The organism is Ruegeria alba (genome assembly GCF_022321465.1).
In the GTDB taxonomy this organism is placed as follows: Bacteria; Pseudomonadota; Alphaproteobacteria; order Rhodobacterales; family Rhodobacteraceae; genus Ruegeria_B; species Ruegeria_B alba.
The window spans coordinates 1-18,603 of sequence record NZ_JAKOEM010000022.1 but is presented as its reverse complement, the minus strand read 5'-3'; the positions used below and the strand labels follow the sequence as shown (position 1 = coordinate 18,603).

General features: G+C 65.5%; 14 protein-coding genes. 2 read left to right on the top strand and 12 right to left on the bottom strand.

The features are described 5' to 3' along the window. The 3 genes from pbpC to MB818_RS18360 are packed head-to-tail and all read right to left on the bottom strand — an operon-like array spanning nt 1 to nt 8,019. Complete coding sequence (pbpC, locus tag MB818_RS18370) at nt 1-2,040, bottom strand: penicillin-binding protein 1C (protein WP_439653300.1); 2,040 nt, start codon at nt 2,038-2,040, stop codon at nt 1-3. Beyond that, nucleotides 2,030-2,596, bottom strand: a complete 567-nt coding sequence (locus tag MB818_RS18365; protein ID WP_238905989.1) for a putative glycolipid-binding domain-containing protein — start codon at nt 2,594-2,596, stop codon at nt 2,030-2,032. Before MB818_RS18365 ends, pbpC begins: the two co-directional genes overlap by 11 nt. Beyond that, on the bottom strand, nt 2,593-8,019 hold the full coding sequence (locus MB818_RS18360; RefSeq protein ID WP_238905986.1) for an alpha-2-macroglobulin family protein: 5,427 nt from the start codon (nt 8,017-8,019) through the stop codon (nt 2,593-2,595). Before MB818_RS18360 ends, MB818_RS18365 begins: the two co-directional genes overlap by 4 nt. A 132-nt stretch (nt 8,020-8,151) precedes the next feature. Here MB818_RS18360 and MB818_RS18355 point away from each other — a divergent pair, with 132 nt between their 5' ends. After that, nucleotides 8,152-10,371, top strand: a complete 2,220-nt coding sequence (locus MB818_RS18355) for a response regulator (protein ID WP_238905984.1) — start codon at nt 8,152-8,154, stop codon at nt 10,369-10,371. Nucleotides 10,372-10,383: 12 nt separating this feature from the next. Here MB818_RS18355 and idi read toward each other — a convergent pair whose 3' ends face one another. The 9 genes from idi to MB818_RS18310 form a co-directional block, all read right to left on the bottom strand. Continuing rightward, nucleotides 10,384-10,926, bottom strand: coding sequence for an isopentenyl-diphosphate Delta-isomerase (idi, locus tag MB818_RS18350; protein WP_234140347.1), 543 nt, complete (start codon nt 10,924-10,926; stop codon nt 10,384-10,386). A 173-nt stretch (nt 10,927-11,099) separates the two neighbouring features. Further along, nucleotides 11,100-11,513 carry a c-type cytochrome gene (locus MB818_RS18345; RefSeq protein WP_234140345.1) on the bottom strand — a complete coding sequence of 138 codons (414 nt, stop codon included), beginning with the start codon at nt 11,511-11,513 and terminating at the stop codon, nt 11,100-11,102. A 111-nt stretch (nt 11,514-11,624) separates the two neighbouring features. After that, entirely contained in the window at nt 11,625-12,641 is a 1,017-nt protein-coding gene (locus MB818_RS18340; protein WP_238905982.1) for a P1 family peptidase, read from the bottom strand. Between the two features lie 27 nt (nt 12,642-12,668). Then, on the bottom strand, nt 12,669-13,415 hold the full coding sequence (locus tag MB818_RS18335) for an SDR family oxidoreductase (RefSeq protein WP_234182339.1): 747 nt from the start codon (nt 13,413-13,415) through the stop codon (nt 12,669-12,671). 53 nt (nt 13,416-13,468) lie between these two features. Beyond that, nucleotides 13,469-13,888, bottom strand: a complete 420-nt coding sequence (gene arfB, locus MB818_RS18330; RefSeq protein WP_234140341.1) for an alternative ribosome rescue aminoacyl-tRNA hydrolase ArfB — start codon at nt 13,886-13,888, stop codon at nt 13,469-13,471. Nucleotides 13,889-14,146: 258 nt separating this feature from the next. Continuing rightward, complete coding sequence (locus MB818_RS18325; protein WP_238905980.1) at nt 14,147-14,797, bottom strand: queuosine precursor transporter; 651 nt, start codon at nt 14,795-14,797, stop codon at nt 14,147-14,149. A gap of 90 nt (nt 14,798-14,887) precedes the next feature. Next, nucleotides 14,888-15,772: an esterase-like activity of phytase family protein gene (locus MB818_RS18320; RefSeq protein WP_238905978.1), complete on the bottom strand. Its 885-nt coding sequence runs from the start codon at nt 15,770-15,772 to the stop codon at nt 14,888-14,890. Further along, nucleotides 15,745-16,593, bottom strand: coding sequence for a penicillin-insensitive murein endopeptidase (mepA, locus tag MB818_RS18315; protein WP_238906021.1), 849 nt, complete (start codon nt 16,591-16,593; stop codon nt 15,745-15,747). Before mepA ends, MB818_RS18320 begins: the two co-directional genes overlap by 28 nt. Nucleotides 16,594-16,625: 32 nt before the next feature. Then, a complete protein-coding gene (locus MB818_RS18310; RefSeq protein ID WP_238905976.1) occupies nt 16,626-17,990 on the bottom strand; it encodes an MFS transporter in 1,365 nt (454 codons plus the stop codon). Nucleotides 17,991-18,143: 153 nt separating this feature from the next. Here MB818_RS18310 and MB818_RS18305 point away from each other — a divergent pair, with 153 nt between their 5' ends. Then, nucleotides 18,144-18,431, top strand: coding sequence for a YggT family protein (locus MB818_RS18305; protein ID WP_234140336.1), 288 nt, complete (start codon nt 18,144-18,146; stop codon nt 18,429-18,431). Nucleotides 18,432-18,603 lie beyond the last annotated feature (172 nt).

The following is an 18,603-nucleotide window of genomic DNA, read 5'->3' as shown; positions in this document are numbered from 1 at the left end:
TCAATCCAGCCGCAGCTCTGCCCGGCTGGCCCGGCCCCGCGCATCCAGCAGGATCAGTGTTGCAAACCCCTTGCCGGGCGAGGGAACATCGAATTCGCGGGCAAAGATGCCTGTGGCCAGCGGCAACCCGTTGGCCAACAGGGTAAAGGGCGCCTGACCGCCCCGCAGCTTGACCGTGACCGACCCGCCGTCGATGGCCAGCACCGCGCCATCGGGCGGAAACAGCAGTTCGGGCGCATCGGGCTCGATCTCGAACACCGCACCCCTCGGGCGATGGCGTTGCAGTGGCAGCGGCAATTCTGCCGTGGGCAGGATCAGCGTGTCGGGCGGCGGCGGAGGCAACGGGTCAAAGGCGGGTTTCAGCCGCCCGAACGCCTCGAACAGGACCGGTGCGGCCAGATCGCCGCCAAAGGCGCCCGGCACCGGGGTGCCGTCGGCCCGGCCCATCCAGACCCCGATCACATGGGCGCCGTCGAACCCCACCGCCCAGGCATCGCGATGGCCATAAGAAGTGCCGGTCTTATAGGCCAGCACACCACGCCGCGCCCCGGGCGGTGGCGCCAGACCCGCAAGGATATCGCTCACCTGCCACGCGGCAGCGGGGGAAAACAGCCGCCCCGCCGGTTGCCATGCCTCGCCCAGAGCATGGCGCAGAAGCGGCCCCTGCCCGCCCTGCGCCAGACCGGCATAAAGCTGCACCAGATCCTGCAACGTCAGACCGACTCCGCCCAGCGCAATCGCCAGACCCGGCGTGCCGCCGGGCAGGCGCGGCGCAGTCCCGCCCCGCCGCAGCGCCGCCATCAGCCGCACCGGGCCCAGATCGTCGGTCAGCCGCACCACGGGGATGTTCAGCGATAACTGCAACGCCTCGCGCACCCGCAGCTCTCCTCGGAATTCGCCGTCGAAATTGCGCGGCGCATAGCGGCCGAACATCACCGGACTATCCAGGATCAGGGTTTCCGGATGGGCCAGCCCCTGATCGAAGGCCAGCCCATAGACAAAGGGTTTCAAAGTCGAACCGGGCGAGCGCAATGCGCGGGTCATGTCGACAAAACCCTGCCGCTCGGCGCTGTAACCCGCCGAACCGACCGAGGCGAGGATCTCTCCGCTGCGGTGATCGGCCACCATCAGCGCCGCCGACAAACGCCCTCCGGCCTCCAGCGCCGCCTTGGCCAGCAGGTTTTCCAGGCGCGATTGCAGGCCCACCTCCAGCGTGACGTCGTGGCGCTGCGCCGTTGGGTCGACCGCGCGCAGACGGTCGGCCAGATGCGGCGCCAACAGCGGGAAGGGGCGCTGTGCCTGTGGAACCGCTTCGCCCACCGCCGCCTGTGCCGCATCCACGCTCAGCACACCCTGCGCCTGCATGCGGTGCAACACCCGGTCGCGTGCGGCCCGCGCTGCGCGCGGATGGCGGTCGGGGCGGCGTGCCTCGGGCGCTTGCGGCAGCGCCACCAGCAGCGCCGATTGCGCCGGGGTCAGGCGATGCGGTTCCTTGCCGAACCAGGCCAGCGCGGCGGCGCGAACACCTTCGAGATTGCCGCCATAAGGCGCATGCGTCAGGTAGAGCGCCAGGATTTGCTGTTTGTCCAGCCGCCGTTCCAGCGCCAGCGCCACGCGTATCTGTCGCAGCTTACCCGCCCAGCGCCCGGTAGGGCCATCTTCGATCAGCCGCGCCACCTGCATCGTCAGGGTCGACCCGCCCGAGACCGGGCGACGATACCTCAGCGCCTGTCCAGCGGCGCGAAACATCGCCAGCGGATCGACCCCGGCATGATCGGCAAAGCGCTTGTCTTCGTAGCGGATCAGCATGCGTATAAAACCCGGGTCCACCGCCCCCGGCGCCAGCCGCCAGATACCATCCCCCACCTGATAGGCTCGCAACAGGGCGCCGTTGCGGTCGCGTATCTCGATCCCCGTTTCGACCAGAACCGGCGGCAGTTGGGTGGCGTCGATCCAGCGATCCGCCCCATCACGCAGCGCCGCGCCCCCCCACAGGATCAGCGCCAGCACCGCCAGCCAGCGCGCAGGCCTAGGCATCATCGACCCAACCCTGCCAGAGCCCGGGATATTGCGTGGCAAAACCGCTTCCATGCAGGTCGAGATCCGCTGCAAACCCGGCCGAGGCATAATGCACCCGACCATCCGGCAACCGGGTATAGATCTGGTCCAGCCGCGCCACGCAATCCAGGTCGGGCATCAGCCAGGCAGCCGCAACGCGCAATTCGTCTCCGGCAAAGGCCCCCAGCCGCCGTATCGGCATCAGGTTGGTGGCGGGGGTAAAGCTTAGGTCGAGATCGGTGCAATCCTCGGTTCCCGGTTGCAGCACATCGTCCATCCGCCAGCCCAGTGGCGTTGCCTCGATCCGAATCGACAGGGGGCGACCACCGCGCTCTCCGGCGACATCCGCCGACAGGCTGCGCCAGTCGGGTGCGCAGCGGATGTCATAGCTGAGCGTGGTATCACAGCCCTCGTCGCGCCAATGGGCGTGGCCCACCATGATCCAGCCCTGCGCCACCCGCGACAGGGTGCAGCGGTCGGAGCCTTCGCCATCCAGCCGCCGCCAATGGACGGTGGCCACCGCCTCGCGCCCGCTCATTGCCCGACACGGATGCGGCCCGTGTCGGTGCGGGCACGATAACGGGGGCGGTACATGTCCTCGACCGAGGCCGCCGGGTGATGGAACTCACCCGGGCTGACCGCGCGGGTGACATAGGCCAGCGTGACGGGCCGGGTGCCGGTCAGATCGATGGCCGCGAGGAAGCGGTCGCTGCGGAACTCGGTATGGGTGGCCTCGTCCAGCGACAGCCAGTCCAGCGCCCGCACATCGCCCGAACGCAACAGCGAGGGGTTGTCGATCTCGAACCCCGCAGGCAGCGGATCGTTCACCATCAGCCGCCCGCCCGAGGCCTCGAACGGGGTCACGGTCAGCACCGTCACGAACCGCTCTCCAATGGCAAAAGCGTCACGGGCGATGGGCGCCCCGTCCATCGTGTAGCGGGCGCGGGTGATGGTGTAGCCGGTACCACCGGCGGGCAGCGGAACCTCGGGTACACCCAGCATGGTCAGGGTGATATCGGTGGCGCCACCATCGACGGCGGTGATGTTGAGCACCTCGTCGCTGGTCCCTGCAAGCACCTGCACAAAGGGCCCATCCACCGCCGCACCATTCACCCGCAGGCCCGATTGCTCAGGCTGCTTGACCAAGGCCTGCGCCGCAAGCAGGCTCCAGGCCGCTTCCTGGGTCGACATCTCACCCGCAGGCTGGCTGATGCGGCTGATCAGGGAATCCCGGTCGATCACCGCACTGCCCGCCTCGGCGGCCAGCGTCAACAAGCCCGCCGCATCCCGCAGGCTGGTACCGTAATCGGCCCGCCAGACGGGTGCCTCAGGCCGCTGCCCCGCGACCATGCGCGCGGCGCGGGCAAACATCGCGTCGGCCCGCGTCTGGTCGCCATACATGGCCAGCGCCGACCCCAGCTGTGCCGCGCCCAGCGGCGTGGTAAAGGCGTCCGCCTTGACGTCGGCGTAATAGCGCAGATCGCCCATCGCCGCCGCGCCCTCGCGCGCCAGCACCATCAGGGCATAGGCGATATCCTCGCCCCCTTCGTCGAAATCGGGGGCATAGTTCAACCGATTGCGCAGGTTGTCCATCGCCATGGCAAAGGCGCGGTCCGGCACCGAATAGCCCTCCGCCCGCGCCCGGCTGAGAAAGTCCGAGGCATAGGCGTCGAGCCAGAAATCACCGCTCTCGGCACGCCACAGGCCAAAGGCGCCATTGGCGCTTTGTCGGGTCAGGATGCGCCGGATCGCGGCGTCAATCCGCTCGGCCACCTGCGGGCCGGTGCCCAGCCCCGCCGCCTGCGCCACCGCACCAAGGTAAAGCAGCGGCATCGCCTGCGAGGTCACCTGTTCCGTGCAGCCATAGGGGTAGCGGTCGAGCATCCCCAACAGGCCCGGCGCATCGAAACGCGCCAGCGGACCGGCGGACAGGATGGCGCGCGCCGATCCGGGCCTGAGCCCGGTGAAGACATCACGCGAGAACAGGAAACTGTCACCCGCCCCAAGTGCAAAGCGCCGGGTCTGGGCCACCACCGGGTCATTGGCACGCACCGGCAGTCGCAACACCTGGCGCAGCTCTTGCCCGCCCGGCGTCTCCAATTCGACCGTCAACACCGGATCGCCCAGCGCGGTGGCGGTGACGGGCACCTCGAACACTGCCTTGCCACCCTCGGTCAGGGTGAACCGGTCGGGCGCGGCGCCCAATTGCAGGCCCGGCGCGCTGGCCAGCTTCAACGTCATCTCGCCCGGCGGGCCATCGGCATGCACCACCTCCAGCCGCACCCGGCTGCTGTCGCCGGGGGCAAGGAAGCGCGGCACCGTCGCCGTCACCACCACCGGGTCGCGCACGATCATGTCCCGCTCGGCCTGTCCCACTGCGCGGTCGGACCAGGCCACCGCCATCAGCCGCACGGTGCCGTTGAAGGCGGGCAAGGGCACATCGACCGAAACGCTGCCATCGGCATCCACCTGCACCGGGCCACTGAACACCGCCATCAGGTCCTGGGTCGGCGGCGGCGATTGCATCCGCAGGCCATTATCGGCATCCCCGCCCGAGCGGACGGTCCCCATGGCGCCGTTCATGCCGTCGATCAACCGTCCATAGACATCGCGCATCTCGACCCCCAGCCGCCGTTGGCCGAAATAGTGGCCCTGCGGATCGGGGCTTTGGAAGCCGGTGAGGTTCAGAATACCCAGATCGACCGCCGCCAGCGTCAGCCAGACCGCGTCACCCGCCTGCGCGCCCGCAACGGTCAGACGCACGGGTTGGGTGGCGCGCGGTTTGGCCACCTCGGGTGCGTCGATTGCAACCGTCAGTGCCTTGCCCACCGGTTCGACCGTCGCATGGGCCAGACCCAGCGCACGCGCCGGGTTCTGCCCGGCGGCGACGTCCATCGGTCGGATCACCGTGGCTGTGACATAGGCGCCGGTACCCCAGTCCTCGGTCACGGTCAGCGGAATCACGCTTTCGCCCGCCGCCACCTCGACCGCCTGCCGTGCGATCACCCGGTCCGACAGCACGGTGACCAGCGCGGTGCCCGCCATGCGCGGCACGATCCGCAGCCGCGCGGTGTCGCCCGGACGATAGCTGTCCTTGTCCAGCGAAAGCTCCAGCCGGTCTGGCGTCGCCGCCGCATCGGCGGCCTGATACCAGCCGGCATAGAAATCGGCAGACGCGGCGACATAAGCGCCATCCAGCCGCTCGACCAGCAATTCGTGTTCGCCCCATTCCACCGGCTGGAACAGCGACAGCGGGTCGCTGCCCAGATCAGCCTCGCCGGTGGCGATGCGGGTGCGGCGGGTCACCGGCTCCCAGTTCCAGTTGCCGTACAGCTGGTACCACTGATACCGCGTCTCGACCCGGTTCAGTGTCCATTTCACCCGCATCGGCTGCGGCGTCAGGTCCGGGGTCAGGCCGATCACCTGGAACCCGGCCTCGGTACCCTCGCTCACCACATCCTCGAACAGCGGCTTGATGCCGATGACGGGGGTGGCGGGCGAAACCGGCACCGAGATCCGGCGTTCGACCGGGCGGGCGGCCCCATCGGCTAGCCGCGCCGTCACCACCGCCTCGAGCGGTTTACCCTCGGCGTCGATCTGCGGGATCTCGACCGCCAGTCGGGCCTGCCCCGCAGCATCGGTGCGGGCATCGCCGAAATGGCTGGTGCGGGTCTGAAGCCCGGCGTCATGGCGGCCAAACCGGTATCCGGGCCAGCCCGCGATCTGGTCGGCGGCGCGCAGTTGCACCTGCCCCTCGATGCTCAGATCGGCGCCCGGCGCCCCGAACAGGTAACGCGCCTCGATGCTCAGCGGCGGGCTGTCGCCGGGCAGGATCGGCGCATCGGGCAGCGCCAGGTCAAAATCGATCCGCTCAGGCAGGAAATCCTCGACCAGCAGCGTCTGGCTGGCCAGCGCGGGTCCATCGGGATCGGTCTTGATCTCCAACCGCCAGGTCCCGCGCGGGGCGCTGGCACCGGTGTCCAGTGCAAAGACATGCCCCCCCGCCACACCGCCATCCGAGACCTTGCGGCCATATTCCACCCCGTCGGGCCGGGTGAGGATCGCTGTGAGCGGCAGACCGTCGATGGCGCGCGCAGTACCATCGCGGCTGAGTACTGTGGCATGAATGGTCTCGCCCGCGCGATAGGCGCCCCGGTCGGTGGTCAGGAACACATCGACGGGGCCAGCGGGCTTGCGCCCTTCGACGCCCCGGTCGGACAGGTCAAAGGCCGGGTCGATCAGAGAGAGAAAGCCCAGATCGGCATCCCCCGCCGCTGCCAGGATCAACGCGGGCGCCGCCGCGCCCGTGCCGCGCGTCAGCCCCGGCTCGAACCGCGCCAGCCCCTGCGCATCGGTCTGGGTCCGGCCCAGCACCGCATTGGCACGCGAGATCAGGGTCAAGTCGACCCCAGCGCGCGGCGCCGCGTCGGAAAGACCGCGCACCGTCACATGCAAACCGTCATTGCCCGAGATCGAGGACAGGCCCAGATCGGACAGCACGAACCATTGGGTCGCTCCGGGGTTGTCATAGGGGTCGGCACCCGGCACCCGCGCCGTCAGCGTATAGATGCCGGCAGGCTGGCCGGAAATCGCCTCGACCAATGGCAGGCGGGTGGTCATGTCGCGGTTGAGCGTGCTGGCCACTTCGGCACTGCCGGTCCAGACCTGTTGCGCGATATCCGCGGCGAAATACTCGTCCTCCCAATAGGACAGCGGTCGGGCGAAATACCCCTCCTGCACCGCGCGCAACAGGTTGCGGTCGCTGACCCGCCGCAACACCAGGTCAAGCGTGGTGGCGTTCACCGTCTCCACCGGTATCGCCGCATCCGCCGCTTTCGGCAGCACATAGGACCGGCCCGGAAACCGCACCGCCGGGCTGCGGTCGCGCACGTAATGGGTCAGCGTCACGTCCTTCCACAGCGCCTCACCTGAACCGGCGGGCAATCCCTCGCGCAGGGTGATGCGATAACGTTTGCCATGTTCGACCCCATCGAGGCAAAGCTGGTTGCCATCCGCCTGTACCACCAGGTCCCCTTCGGGCGAGTGCACGAAAGGCTCGTAATCGACCCCGCTGCGCGCCAGCGGATCCGAGAACTGGGCACAGATGCGCGGCTGGGCGCTGTCGCTTTCGACCGTGCTCTCGACCACGCGGAATCCGTATTTGCCGATTGCCGTATCCAGCGCCGCCAGAACATCCTCGCGCGGCTGGATGCTGCTGGCCAACCGCAGCACCGGCACCATGTCACGGCCGCGCCCGTCCCGTTCAAGCGCCTGCGCGAGCAGGTACAGCGCAGAAACTTCGGCCCCCGGACCCTCGGCCCGCAAATAGGCGTTGAGCGCAGCCGAAACCGCGCGGCGCGCATGATCACGCTTCACGTTGCTGTCATCGCTGCGCACGCTCAGCAGCAGGCGGGCGTATTCCGCCCACAGATCGGCACGATCCGACAGCGACACCGCCAGCCCGGCCCAACCAGCGGCCTGTGCCCCCGCACCCGCATTGCGCATCGCGGCGATGACCTGGTCCAGCTCCATCCCGCCGGCGGCATGGCGCAGCCCAAGATCACGCGCCTGCGCGACAGCGCGGGTCAGGTCGCGGTCCGGCAGAAAGGCCAGTCGCGCCGCCTGTTGCCGCGCCCGGTCACGCATCGGCGCCGAGCTGGGCAGTTTCACCGCCGAAAGCGCCCCCTGATACGGCGTCTGTTCGCTGACACCTCTTTTGGGGAAACAGGCGTTCGAACGCGCGTTGAAGGTGAAGGCGTTGCAGGCATTGTTTGCCGAACAGGCCCGGATGCAGGATTGCAGATCGGTGTCGAACAGGGCGTCCAGATCCTCGCCATAGAAATCCATGTCACGGGTGGCGAGGTAGCGAAACCCGGGCGCGGCCTCTTGCGCAGAAAGGCCTGACCCACCGAAAAAAGCCAATTGAAGAGAAAGAACTGCAAGAAATCCAAAACGCCGCATGCCGACCTCCTGTTTGGGTCAAGGGTCGCATGGGCGCCTGACCCATTGCAAGGATTCAGGCTTGACGGGCTTAAGCTCTTTTTCACCGATCTGACGGATGCTGACGCCACTGAGCGTTGGGGACTGTTACGAATGAGCCTGGTAAACAAGCTTGCCGAAGAACGGCGCGCGCGTTTGGCCGCGGAAAGACTGTTGGAACTGAAGCAGGCCGAACTGTCGGCGGCAAACCGCAAGCTGGGGCGCCATGCATTGGCGCTGACCAAGCAGATTGGCGAGAAACAGGCCGAGGTGGCCACCGTCCGTGACGAGAACGAAAAGGTCAAATCGGACCTGACCGTCGCCAACGCCAAGATCGAGGTGGCCGAACGCCGGCTGTGGCACTCGATCCAGACCATTCAGGACGGATTTGCCTTTTTCGATGCGGACAGCAAGCTGATCGGCGCCAATACCGCCTATCTCAACGTGTTTGACGGGCTGGACGAGGTGACGCCCGGTATCTCGTATATGCGGATCCTGCAACTGATGACCGAAGAAGGCATCATCGACACCGGTGAACTGGCCGCCGATGAGTGGCGGCAGATGATGCATGACCGCTGGATCGCCCCCACCCCCGAACCGGTGGTGATCCGCCTGTGGAACGACCAGTATGTCAAGATGATCGACCAGCGCGGCCATGGCGGCGATGTGGTCAGCCTGGCGCTCAACATCACCTCGACCGTGCGCTACGAGGCCGAACTGCGCGCCGCCCGTGAGCGGGCCGAGGCCGCGAACCGTGCCAAATCGGCCTTTCTCGCCAATATGAGCCACGAGATTCGGACGCCGATGAACGGCGTGGTCGGGATGGCCGAACTGCTGTGCGACACCGCGCTGGATGAAGAACAGCAGCTTTATGCCAGTACGATCAAGAACTCGGGCGAGGCGCTGCTGGTGATCATCAACGACGTTCTCGATTACTCCAAGATCGAGGCCGACAAGATGGTGCTCCATCCCGAACCGTTCGATCTGGAACGCTGCATTCACGAGGTCGCGATGCTGATGCAGCCCATCGTACGCGACAAGGGGCTGACCCTCTTGGTGGATTATGACCTGTTCCTGCCCACCCTGTTTGTCGGCGATCCGGGCCGGATGCGGCAGGTGCTGACCAATCTTTTGGGCAATGCAGTCAAGTTCACCGCCAAGGGCCACATCCTGATCCGCGTCACCGGTGTGCCCGATCCCGCAACCGGCCGCTGCGCCATCCATGTCGCAATCGAGGATACCGGGATCGGCATTCCCCGCGAAAAGCTGGCGCATATCTTTGGCGAGTTCAATCAGGTCGAGAACGAGCGTAACCGGCAATTCGACGGCACCGGGCTGGGTCTGGCCATCTCGCAGCGGTTGATCCAGATGATGGGCGGCACCGTCTGGGTCGAAAGCGAAGAGGGGCGCGGATCGTGCTTTGGCTTCCGCGTCACCCTGCCGATGAGCGAGGAACCGCAACCGGTTCTGCCCAACCTGCCAGTCCGCCTCCAACATGTGCTGATCGTCGACGACCTGGCTGTGAACCGCGCGATCCTTGAGAAACAGTTGGCCCAGCTGGGCGTTCGGGTGACCTGCTGCGCTTCAGGCACAGAGGCCCTGAAACAGATGAGCAATTGCGTCGATCTGGTAATTAGTGATCACAACATGCCCGAGATGGATGGGCTGGAACTGGCCGAGGCCCTGCGGGGTGCGGGTTGGTCGGACGTACCGGTATTCCTCCTCTCATCCAATCCCGGTGTGGCCCATGCGGACCCGGCCAAACGATACGTACAGGGCATTTTGCAAAAGCCGATTCCAAGGGCCGAACTGTTCGCCCGCTTGTCGGATATGACGACCGAGATCACATCGGTGCAGGACCCCAGGAACATAACGGAACCTGAAGCCAAGCCATCCCGGGACGCCGCCGGCGAACCGACCGAGCGCCGGCAGATGCGGGTGCTGGCCGCCGAGGACAACCGCACCAACCAGCTGGTGTTCCGCAAGATGGTCAAGACGCTCGATATCGACCTGCGCTTTGCCAATAACGGGCTCGAGGCGGTGGAGATCTGGCAGGATTTCCAACCCGACCTGATCTTCATGGATATCTCAATGCCCAAGATGGACGGCAAACAGGCCACTGGCGAGATTCGCAGGCTCGAGGCCGGAAACGGCCGTCATGTTCCTATCGTGGCGCTGACCGCACATGCCATGGCCGGCGATGCCGAGGGTATTCTGGCCGCCGGGCTGGACAAGTATCTGACCAAACCCCTGCGTAAGGCGCTGATTCACCAGCACATCGCCGAGGCCTGCCCGGCGGATGCACTACCGGTCAAAACTGAAAACGGAGAGTGAGCCAACCCCGGCTCAGGCCTTGGCCGAAATGATCAGATCGGGGCCGAATATCGTGTCGGAATGGTGGTGCAGATAGATCTTGAGCCAGGGCGTGAACCGCTCGGGATAGCGCTGCACCTCGGCCAGCAGGTCGTGATAGCCGATCCAGCGGATCTCCATCACCTCTTCGGGGTTGGGAACCACCTGCAAAGGGCCGCGTACATGGGCAAGGAAGACGTCCACCACCTCGTTCTCAACCATACCGTTACCCACATCCGCATGGTACTCCAGCCTGTGACGGTACTCGGGATAAAGCCCACCGATCCCCAGCTCCTCGCGCAGACGCCGCACTGCACAGGTCGAGGCGCTCTCACCCCAGTCAGGATGGGTGCAGCAGGTATTCGCCCACAGACCGGGTGTGTGGTATTTGCCCAGCGCCCGGCGCTGGATCAGGATGTCCATATCGCGCACCGCAAAGACCGAAACCGCCTTGTGTTTCAGACCCTTCTCATGCGCTTCCAGCTTGTCCACCGGAACAAGCGTATCGTCGACCCAAGCCGGAATCAGGATGCCCATACCATCCTCATGTCGTGTTCTCCCGTGACCGCGGCGCCAAGGGGCGGCCGCCCTGCCGGTCTCATGCCGACTTGCCGGACAAACCTGTGCGCGTTTCTCGCGACGATCAAGCGTGTAAAAGGCCGCAGTCTGCACTGCGGCCTTGCTGGTACTCTTGTACCTGATCGCGCTACTTAATCGGCAGCGACGCTTTGCAGATAGGCAAACACGTCCTCGCCACCCGATTTCAGCTTGAATGTCATTTTCGACTTGGCCGCCGTTTCACCCAGATAGGTGTTCAGGAAGCTTTTGGGGTCCTGGGTAAAGGCGACAAAGCTTTCCTCGTCCCAGACCAGACCCTTTTCGCCGGCAGCAACCAGGCTGTCACCGTATTTGTACCCTTCATAGGTGCCCGCGGCCCGGCCCACGACACCATACAGGTTAGGTCCGGTCTTGCCGCCTTTGACGATGGTTTCACCGGCGGGGGTCTCGATCATGTGGCAAGACTTGCACTTATTGAAACCCTTCTCACCCTTGGCGGCATCGCCCTCTGCAAGGGCGGGAACGGCAAGAACGCAGGCAAAGGCGGCGGCGACAAATCGGTTCATGTTGGGAACTCCACAGATGTTTGGCTGACCCAAATGAGAAGACAGAGCGCGCCGGTGTCAACACCACCATCGTCGGATTCAGGCACTGTGTCGCACCTTCTCACGCCCTTGTCAGAGGGATTGCGCCTGTTTCCAACAGGGCAACAGGTCACCCGGTGCCGGACGCGCCAGATAGATGGCGCGGCCAATGGCACGGGCAAGGCACAGCGCGGCGGCGTGGCCAAGCAGGGTCAGGTCGCGCTCGGGCGCGGCCATCGGGCGGGCGCCGGTCGAGACCGAGAAAACCAGATCGCCATCGCCCGGCGAATGGGCCGGAACCGTGGCCCGGGCGATACCGTCATGGGCGGCGACCGCCATGCGCTGGCATTGCGCCTTGGTCAGGTCGGCATCGGTTGCAACGATGGCGATGGTGGTATTGGCCCGCTCCTGCGCCTGGGCGGCCATGGTCCTCATCTTGCGGCTTTCAAGCTGCCGACCCAGCCCGCGGCTGGGGTCGGGACCCAGCCCGCCGAACTCACCATCGATCTCGAACGGGGCGGCCCAGAAGTGACGGTCGCCGGGGGTGGTGACGCTGCCCATCGGGTTGGCGGCAACCAGCGCGCCCACCGTGGTTCCGTCGGGCAGCACCAGCGAGGCCGAGCCGAGCCCGCCTTTGAGCATTGCGGTCAGCGCCCCGGTACCGACCCCGGCGGTGCCCAGCGCGAAATCCTCGCCCGCCGCTTCGAACGCCGCACGGCCCAGCGCACGATAGGGGTTGTCGAGCCAGTCCTTGTCCCCGCCATTGAGCAGGTCAAAGATGATCGCGCCCGGCACGATGGGAATGACCGCATCGGCAATGCGATAGCCGCGCCCGGCGGCGCGCAGTGCATCGGACACGCCCGAACAGGCATCCAGCCCATAGGCCGAGCCGCCCGAGAGCACCAGAGCGTCGATCCGCGCCACCGATTTGTCGGGCGCCAGCAGATCGGTCTCGCGCGTGCCCGGCGCCCCGCCCATCACATGGACCGAGGCCATGAACGGCGCCTCGGCGGTCAGCACGGTGGCACCGGATTTCAACGCATCGTCCTGCGCATTGCCGACCAACAGGCCGGGCACATCGGTGATCAGGTTGCGGGGGCCGGGAACCATGGCTTGCCTTTCCTCGGAGGCGGGCGCTCAGATGCAGCGGCCGCCATCCACCTCCATCGCGACGCCGGTGATCATCGAGGCCTCGTCCGAACACAGGAAACAGGCGGCATTGCCCATGTCCTGCGGGGTCGAAAACCGGCCCAGCGGGATAGTGGCCAGGAACTTGGCGCGCATCTCGGGCGTGTCCTCGCCCATGAAGGACTTCAACAGCGGGGTTTCGCCCGCCACGGGGTTGAGCGCGTTGACCCGCACGCCATCCGGCGCAAGCTCTACCGCCATGGTGCGGGTCGCGGTGATCATCCAGCCCTTGGAGGCGTTGTACCAGTTCAGCCGGGGTCGCGGAGAAACGCCAGCGGTCGAGGCGACATTCAGGATCGCACCCTTGCCGCGTTCCTTCATATGCGGCACCAGCGACCGGGCGGTCAGATAGACCGACTTCATGTTGACGCGAAAGACACGGTCGAAATCCGCCTCGCTGACATCTTCCAATGCGGTTGGAAGGTGAGTTACGCCGGCATTGTTGACCAGAATATCCACATGCCCGAACCTGCGCAGCGCCGCGGCCGCCATCGCATCGACCGAATTTCCATCGGACACATCGACCTGATGGGCAAAAGCATCGCCATCCATCTGCGCGGCGGTCTCGCGCGCCGTGTCCATGTTGATATCCGCCACCATGACACGGGCGCCCTCGGACACGAATTTCGCCACGATCCCGGCGCCGAACCCCTGCGCGCCACCGGTGACGATGGCTGTTTTTCCGTCCAGTCTCATATGGTTCACTCCCTCTTGGCCCGAGATTAGCAGCGGCGCACAGAGACGCCAGTCTATTCGTCGCCGATCTTGCCGCGCAGGGCCTTGACCTCGCCGCGCGCCTTCTTGGCGTCGAGCCGGCGCCGGACCGAGCCGCGCGTCGGCTTGGTCGCGATGCGGCGTTTCGGGGCCACCAACGCGCGCGCGATCAGGTCGACCAGCCGGGCGCGGACGATCTCGCGGTTGCGGGCCTGGCTGCGGGTTTCGTCGCATTGCAGGACGATGGCCCCCTCGCTGGTCCAGCGGCGTCCTGCCAACCGTTTCAGCCGCGCCTTGACCGGTGCGGGCAAGGAAGGCGAGCGCGCCGCTTCGAACCGCAATTCGACCGCCGAGGACACCTTGTTCACATTCTGCCCGCCCGGCCCCGAGGCGCGCATGAAGCTCTCGCTCAACTCCCAGTCCTGGATCGCGATATCGTCGGTCACATACAGCATGGCGGCACCTTAGCGGGCCTCGCGGGTATGAAAAAGGCCGCCCATCGGGCGGCCTTTCGAAAGTTCAGGAAGCTGTGCCAGTGGGCCAACAGGCTCGACCGGGGCGGGGACCCGCCAAGGACTGCCTTGACCGGCGCCTGCCCCTAGGTTCCGGCACCTCTTACCAATCCCTTTCTCGACACTGGACCACCTCCTTTGCTTTGCTGTTGAACTCATCTTCAGCCTGCCACAGGAAGTGATTTGCGCCAAATGAAATCTTCAGGCGGCGGCGCGGGTCGGGGCAAGTCGTTGAACGATAACGCGGAACGGGATCAGCGCGATCAGGGCAAGTGAGAGTTTGACCAGCCAGTCGGCAAAGGCCAGCGTGACCCACAGCGGCATCGGCGTGCCCGTGTTCATGAAGGGCACCGCCTCCCACGCCCAGTTGACGGCGGCGTCGGCATCGGGCCCAAACAGGGTGATGCTGGCCGAAAAGGCGATGGTAAAGAACAGCGCGGTGTCCAACGCCGAGCCGATCAGGGTCGACACCAGCGGCGCCCGCCACCAGCGCCCGCCCCGGAACCGGTTGAACACCGCCACATCGGTCAGTTGCGCGATCAGGAACGCGGTGCCCGAGGCGACCGCGATCCGCAGCGGCACGGCGGCATAGGTATAGCCGTCGCCTTGCAGCATGATCTGGCTGCCGATCAGCGAACAGATCACCCCGGTCACAAAACCGGCAAACACCACGCGCCGCGCGGCCTCGGTTCCATAGACGCGGTTCATCACATCGGTGACCAGAAAAGCCAGCGGATAGGTGAAGGCGCCCCAGGTCAGCAATCCGTCGAGGATCAGGAACTGGACGAGGATGTTCGACGCCACCACGATGGCGGCCATGGCAAGAATGCCGGGAAGGAATGCGCGGGTCATGTTTCGGGGTCCGTTTTGACAAGGGTGCGGCGACTTGGTCCGCCTGTGTCGCGGACAAGCCGGGCGTTTAGCCCGCAACACCCCGTCCTGTCAATCCGGCAGCAGGTATTCGACCAACTCGGTCCGTTGCAGCACCAGGAAATTGTTGTCGGACACCATCGTCGCGCGCAGCCGCCCCTGCCCGTCGCGCCAGACCGACACTCCTTCAAGGTTGTCATGTGCCGTCAGACGGCTCTGGAACAGGATCTCTTCGCCAGTGACCCCGTTGGCTGTCACGTTCCAACGGCGCAGGCGCGAGCGGAACCCGATGGCGCCGGTATCCCGCTCCAGCACATAGAACCGCCCGTCAGGTCCGAAATCGGCAGCCACGGGCAGGTACTCACCCAACTGCTCCAGGTGAAACGCCGTGCGCCAGGCCCGACCGTCCCAACGATAGACCGGGATCGAACCATCGGCGGCGCGGCTGCTTTCAGGCAGGGTATAGAGCCGCCCGCGCGCATCCATCGCCAGCGCCTCGAAGGCGCCGTTGCGTGCCATGTGGCGAAACGCGTCAGGGCGCGGCAGAACCTTGGCCGGGCCATCGGGGCGGGTGTATCGCGCCACACGCGCCACGCCTTCGAACGAGATGTAGATCACCCCGTCCGGCCCGATCGCCAGCCCCTCGCTGTCGCCGACCCGGCCCTTGAGTACCTTGTTCTTGCTCGACCTGACCTTGTGCACCGTGTCGATCTCGACGCCGGTGATCTGGTCACCGTCGCGCTGCACCCTCGCGGTCAGGATCGTGGCGCGGTCGGACAGTACGGTCATGCCGATACCGTCCGACGCCATTTCGATGGCCGAGAAACCGCCGAACCAGGGTTGCGACCCCCGCCAGGTGAAACTGCCCAGATGCTGTGCCTCGCCCCGGTCCACGGCAAGGCCGGGACCGGACAGCACCAGCCCCGCCGCTATTGCGAACGCAAGACGGAGGCGCATTGCTTCGGCAGGTCGGCCAGCACGTATTCGCGGCGTTTCTTGGGCGGCGGCGCGTTGGGGTCACGCGGCTTCGGCGGCGGCGGGTTCAGGATATTGTTCACCCATTCCTGCGCCTCGGCACAGCCATCCCCCTGCGGCGGCGGGGTCTGGTCGACACAGCCGCGCGAGCCGCGCGGGCAACTCAGCCGAACGTGGAAATGATAGTGATGCCCCCACCAGGGCCGGATCTTGCGCAGATAGGACCGGTCGCCCTTTTCGTTGTTGCACATCCAGACCTTGGCACCGGGAAAGACGAAGATGCGCGCCACCCGCTTGTCGCGCGCCGCCTCGCGCATGATCGCATGATGCTGGCGGGTCCAGCTGTCGTTGACATAGGCCCCCTTGGCCCGGCGCAGTGAGACCGAGGAGATGTTTTCGCGGTGCTGGCCCGACAGACGCAGATTGTTGGCCTGCAGCATCCAGATGTCGATATCCAGCCCCAGCTGGTGGCTGCGATGCCCGGTCAGCATCGGCCCACCGCGCGGCTGGCTGATATCGCCGATGTAAAGCCCACTCCACCCTTTCTGCTGGGCGGCAAAACCGCTCAGGTCGCGGATGAATTCGATGGTCTCGGGGTGGCCCCAGTTGCGGTTGCGGCTCAGCCGCATCGCCTGCCAGGTGGGGCCGGTCTCGGGCAGTTGCTCCAGCCCGGCCGCGCAGCCCTTGGCATAGCTGCCATAGGCGGCGGGTTTCTGCCGAGAGGCCTGCTTTTGCGCCCCGAAAAGCTCTTTGGCCAATGGCTCGGCCTGCGCCGGAGCGGCACCCAGCACCGGACTCAGCATCAATAGAAGAACGGCAATGATCTGAATAAACACTATTTCTGGTCCCCTTTTGGATTCACCCAAATCAACAGGATCAGACCCAGAATAAACAAGCCGACGACCGGTGAAACCCCCAAGCGCGCAGACCCGGTTGCCGCCGTGGCCGCCCCGATCAATGCGGGTGCAAGGAACGCGGTCGCGCGCCCCGACAGACCGTAAAGACCAAAGCTTTCGGTTGGGGTCGCGGGATCGGTATGGCGCACCATCATCGACCGGCTGGCCGCCTGAACGATACCACCGAACCCGCCGATCAGCACGCCGCAGAAGAAGAAGACGAAATCGGGCAGGCTCGAACCTTCGGCCAGCGGGATACCGAAAACCTGCGTGCGGTCCATGCCCACGATGGTGGCGCAGACCAGGATCAGCACCAGGATCGAACCGACAATGACCGGCTTGGGCCCCAGCCTGCGATCGGCCAGCCCGCCCAGCCAGCTGAACGCCGCCGCCGAAATGGCCGCGATGATGCCGAACACGCCGATCATCGTGATCTCCCAACCCAGCACCAGCCGGGCATAGACCCCGCCAAAACCGTAAAGCCCGTTGAGCGCGTCGCGATAGAACATCGACGAGACCAGATAGCTCGCCAGGCTGCCCCGGTGACGCAGGTTCTTGACCGATTGCACCACCAGCGCCACCGCCTGCCCGAAACTGCCGTGCCGGCCGCTGCCGCCGGGTTCGCGCACCCAGAGGAAATAGGGGATCATGAAGATCACGAACCAGAGCGCGGTGAACGGGCCGACGGCGCGGGTTCCCTCGCGGGTCGCGGGGTCGAGTCCCAATATTGGATCGAGGCCGATCAGCGTCTTGCCATTGCCCTGCTCGACAAAGAGCAGCAGCATGATGAACAGCGCCACCACGCCGCCGAGATAGCCAAAGGCGAAACCCGAGCCCGAGATCTGGCCCACTTCCTCTTTGGTGCCGAGAGAGGGGAGCTGCGCGTTGATGAAGATCAGCGCATATTCGGCGCCGATGAAACCGATGCCGAAACTGGCCATCATCCACCACAGGTTGCCGCCGGTCGGATCCATGTACCACAGACCCCAGGCGCCCACGACATACATGCCGCAGAACAGGGTGATCCAGGTCATGCGGCGGCCCGAGATATCGGCCATCGCCCCCAGGAAAGGCGCGCCGAAACCGATGATCAGCCCGGTGATGGTCAGGCATTGCGACCAAACCACTTGCGCCTGCGCCTTGGCGGCCTCGTCCGCCAACCCCTGACCCATGAAATAGTCCGCCGCCACCGCGGCAAAGAACGGGCTGAACACGAAAGTCACAAGAAGCGTGTGATAAGGCTGGCTGGCCCAGTCAAAGAAATACCAGCCCCAGATACGCTTGCGCGCCGAGATATCCGCCATGCCTGTCCCCGTTTCGATTTGTTTGTGTTTGGTTCGGTTATGAAGGCTGGCTCGGGGGCGAGGCAAGTCTTTCCTGTGCGGGCCCGCTTGAACCCTTGCGTCTTTGGCCCGCTGCTCTTAGGTCTGTTCGCGGTTCGTGCGCGAGGAGGCCCCATGCAGTCGCTGTTTCAAATCCTGATGTTGATCCTGGATGTGGTCTGGTTCTTCATCCTGGCGCATGTGATCATGAGCTGGCTGATCAACTTCCAAGTGCTGAACACGCGCCAGCAACTGGTGGCGCAGATCTGGTACGGGCTGAACCGGGTGCTGGAGCCGATCTATGGCCCGATCCGCCGGATCCTGCCGCCGATGGGCGGGCTCGACCTGACCCCGCTTGTGGTGCTGCTGGCGATCATGGCGCTGCGGATAGTGCTGATCAACAACGCGGCGCTGTTCTATTGAGTTCGGCGAGGGGGTGCCGCCCCCTCTTGGCCTGATGGCCAATTCACCCCTTACCGACTACGGACCTTCACTGCACCGTAGGCAAACAGCAAAGTTGCGGAGATGCTGTTGAAAAAGTCGATGTGTAAGCGCGGCGAAAATAGCGGCTGAAGTCTTCCTGCTCGGCTCTTCA

Excerpts from the sequence above, each read along its gene's own strand:
- idi (WP_234140347.1), bottom strand. The coding sequence starts at position 10,926 with ATGGGCATCCTGATTCCGGCTTGGGTCGACGATACGCTTGTTCCGGTG.
- pbpC (WP_439653300.1), bottom strand. The coding sequence starts at position 2,040 with ATGATGCCTAGGCCTGCGCGCTGGCTGGCGGTGCTGGCGCTGATCCTG.
- MB818_RS18340 (WP_238905982.1), bottom strand. The coding sequence starts at position 12,641 with ATGGTTCCCGGCCCCCGCAACCTGATCACCGATGTGCCCGGCCTGTTG.
- MB818_RS18325 (WP_238905980.1), bottom strand. The coding sequence starts at position 14,797 with ATGACCCGCGCATTCCTTCCCGGCATTCTTGCCATGGCCGCCATCGTG.
- MB818_RS18345 (WP_234140345.1), bottom strand. The coding sequence starts at position 11,513 with ATGAACCGATTTGTCGCCGCCGCCTTTGCCTGCGTTCTTGCCGTTCCC.
- MB818_RS18320 (WP_238905978.1), bottom strand. The coding sequence starts at position 15,772 with ATGCGCCTCCGTCTTGCGTTCGCAATAGCGGCGGGGCTGGTGCTGTCC.
- MB818_RS18360 (WP_238905986.1), bottom strand. The coding sequence starts at position 8,019 with ATGCGGCGTTTTGGATTTCTTGCAGTTCTTTCTCTTCAATTGGCTTTT.
- MB818_RS18305 (WP_234140336.1), top strand. The coding sequence starts at position 18,144 with ATGCAGTCGCTGTTTCAAATCCTGATGTTGATCCTGGATGTGGTCTGG.
- mepA (WP_238906021.1), bottom strand. The coding sequence starts at position 16,593 with ATGCTGAGTCCGGTGCTGGGTGCCGCTCCGGCGCAGGCCGAGCCATTG.
- MB818_RS18365 (WP_238905989.1), bottom strand. The coding sequence starts at position 2,596 with ATGAGCGGGCGCGAGGCGGTGGCCACCGTCCATTGGCGGCGGCTGGAT.
- MB818_RS18355 (WP_238905984.1), top strand. The coding sequence starts at position 8,152 with ATGAGCCTGGTAAACAAGCTTGCCGAAGAACGGCGCGCGCGTTTGGCC.
- MB818_RS18310 (WP_238905976.1), bottom strand. The coding sequence starts at position 17,990 with ATGGCGGATATCTCGGCGCGCAAGCGTATCTGGGGCTGGTATTTCTTT.
- arfB (WP_234140341.1), bottom strand. The coding sequence starts at position 13,888 with ATGCTGTATGTGACCGACGATATCGCGATCCAGGACTGGGAGTTGAGC.
- MB818_RS18335 (WP_234182339.1), bottom strand. The coding sequence starts at position 13,415 with ATGAGACTGGACGGAAAAACAGCCATCGTCACCGGTGGCGCGCAGGGG.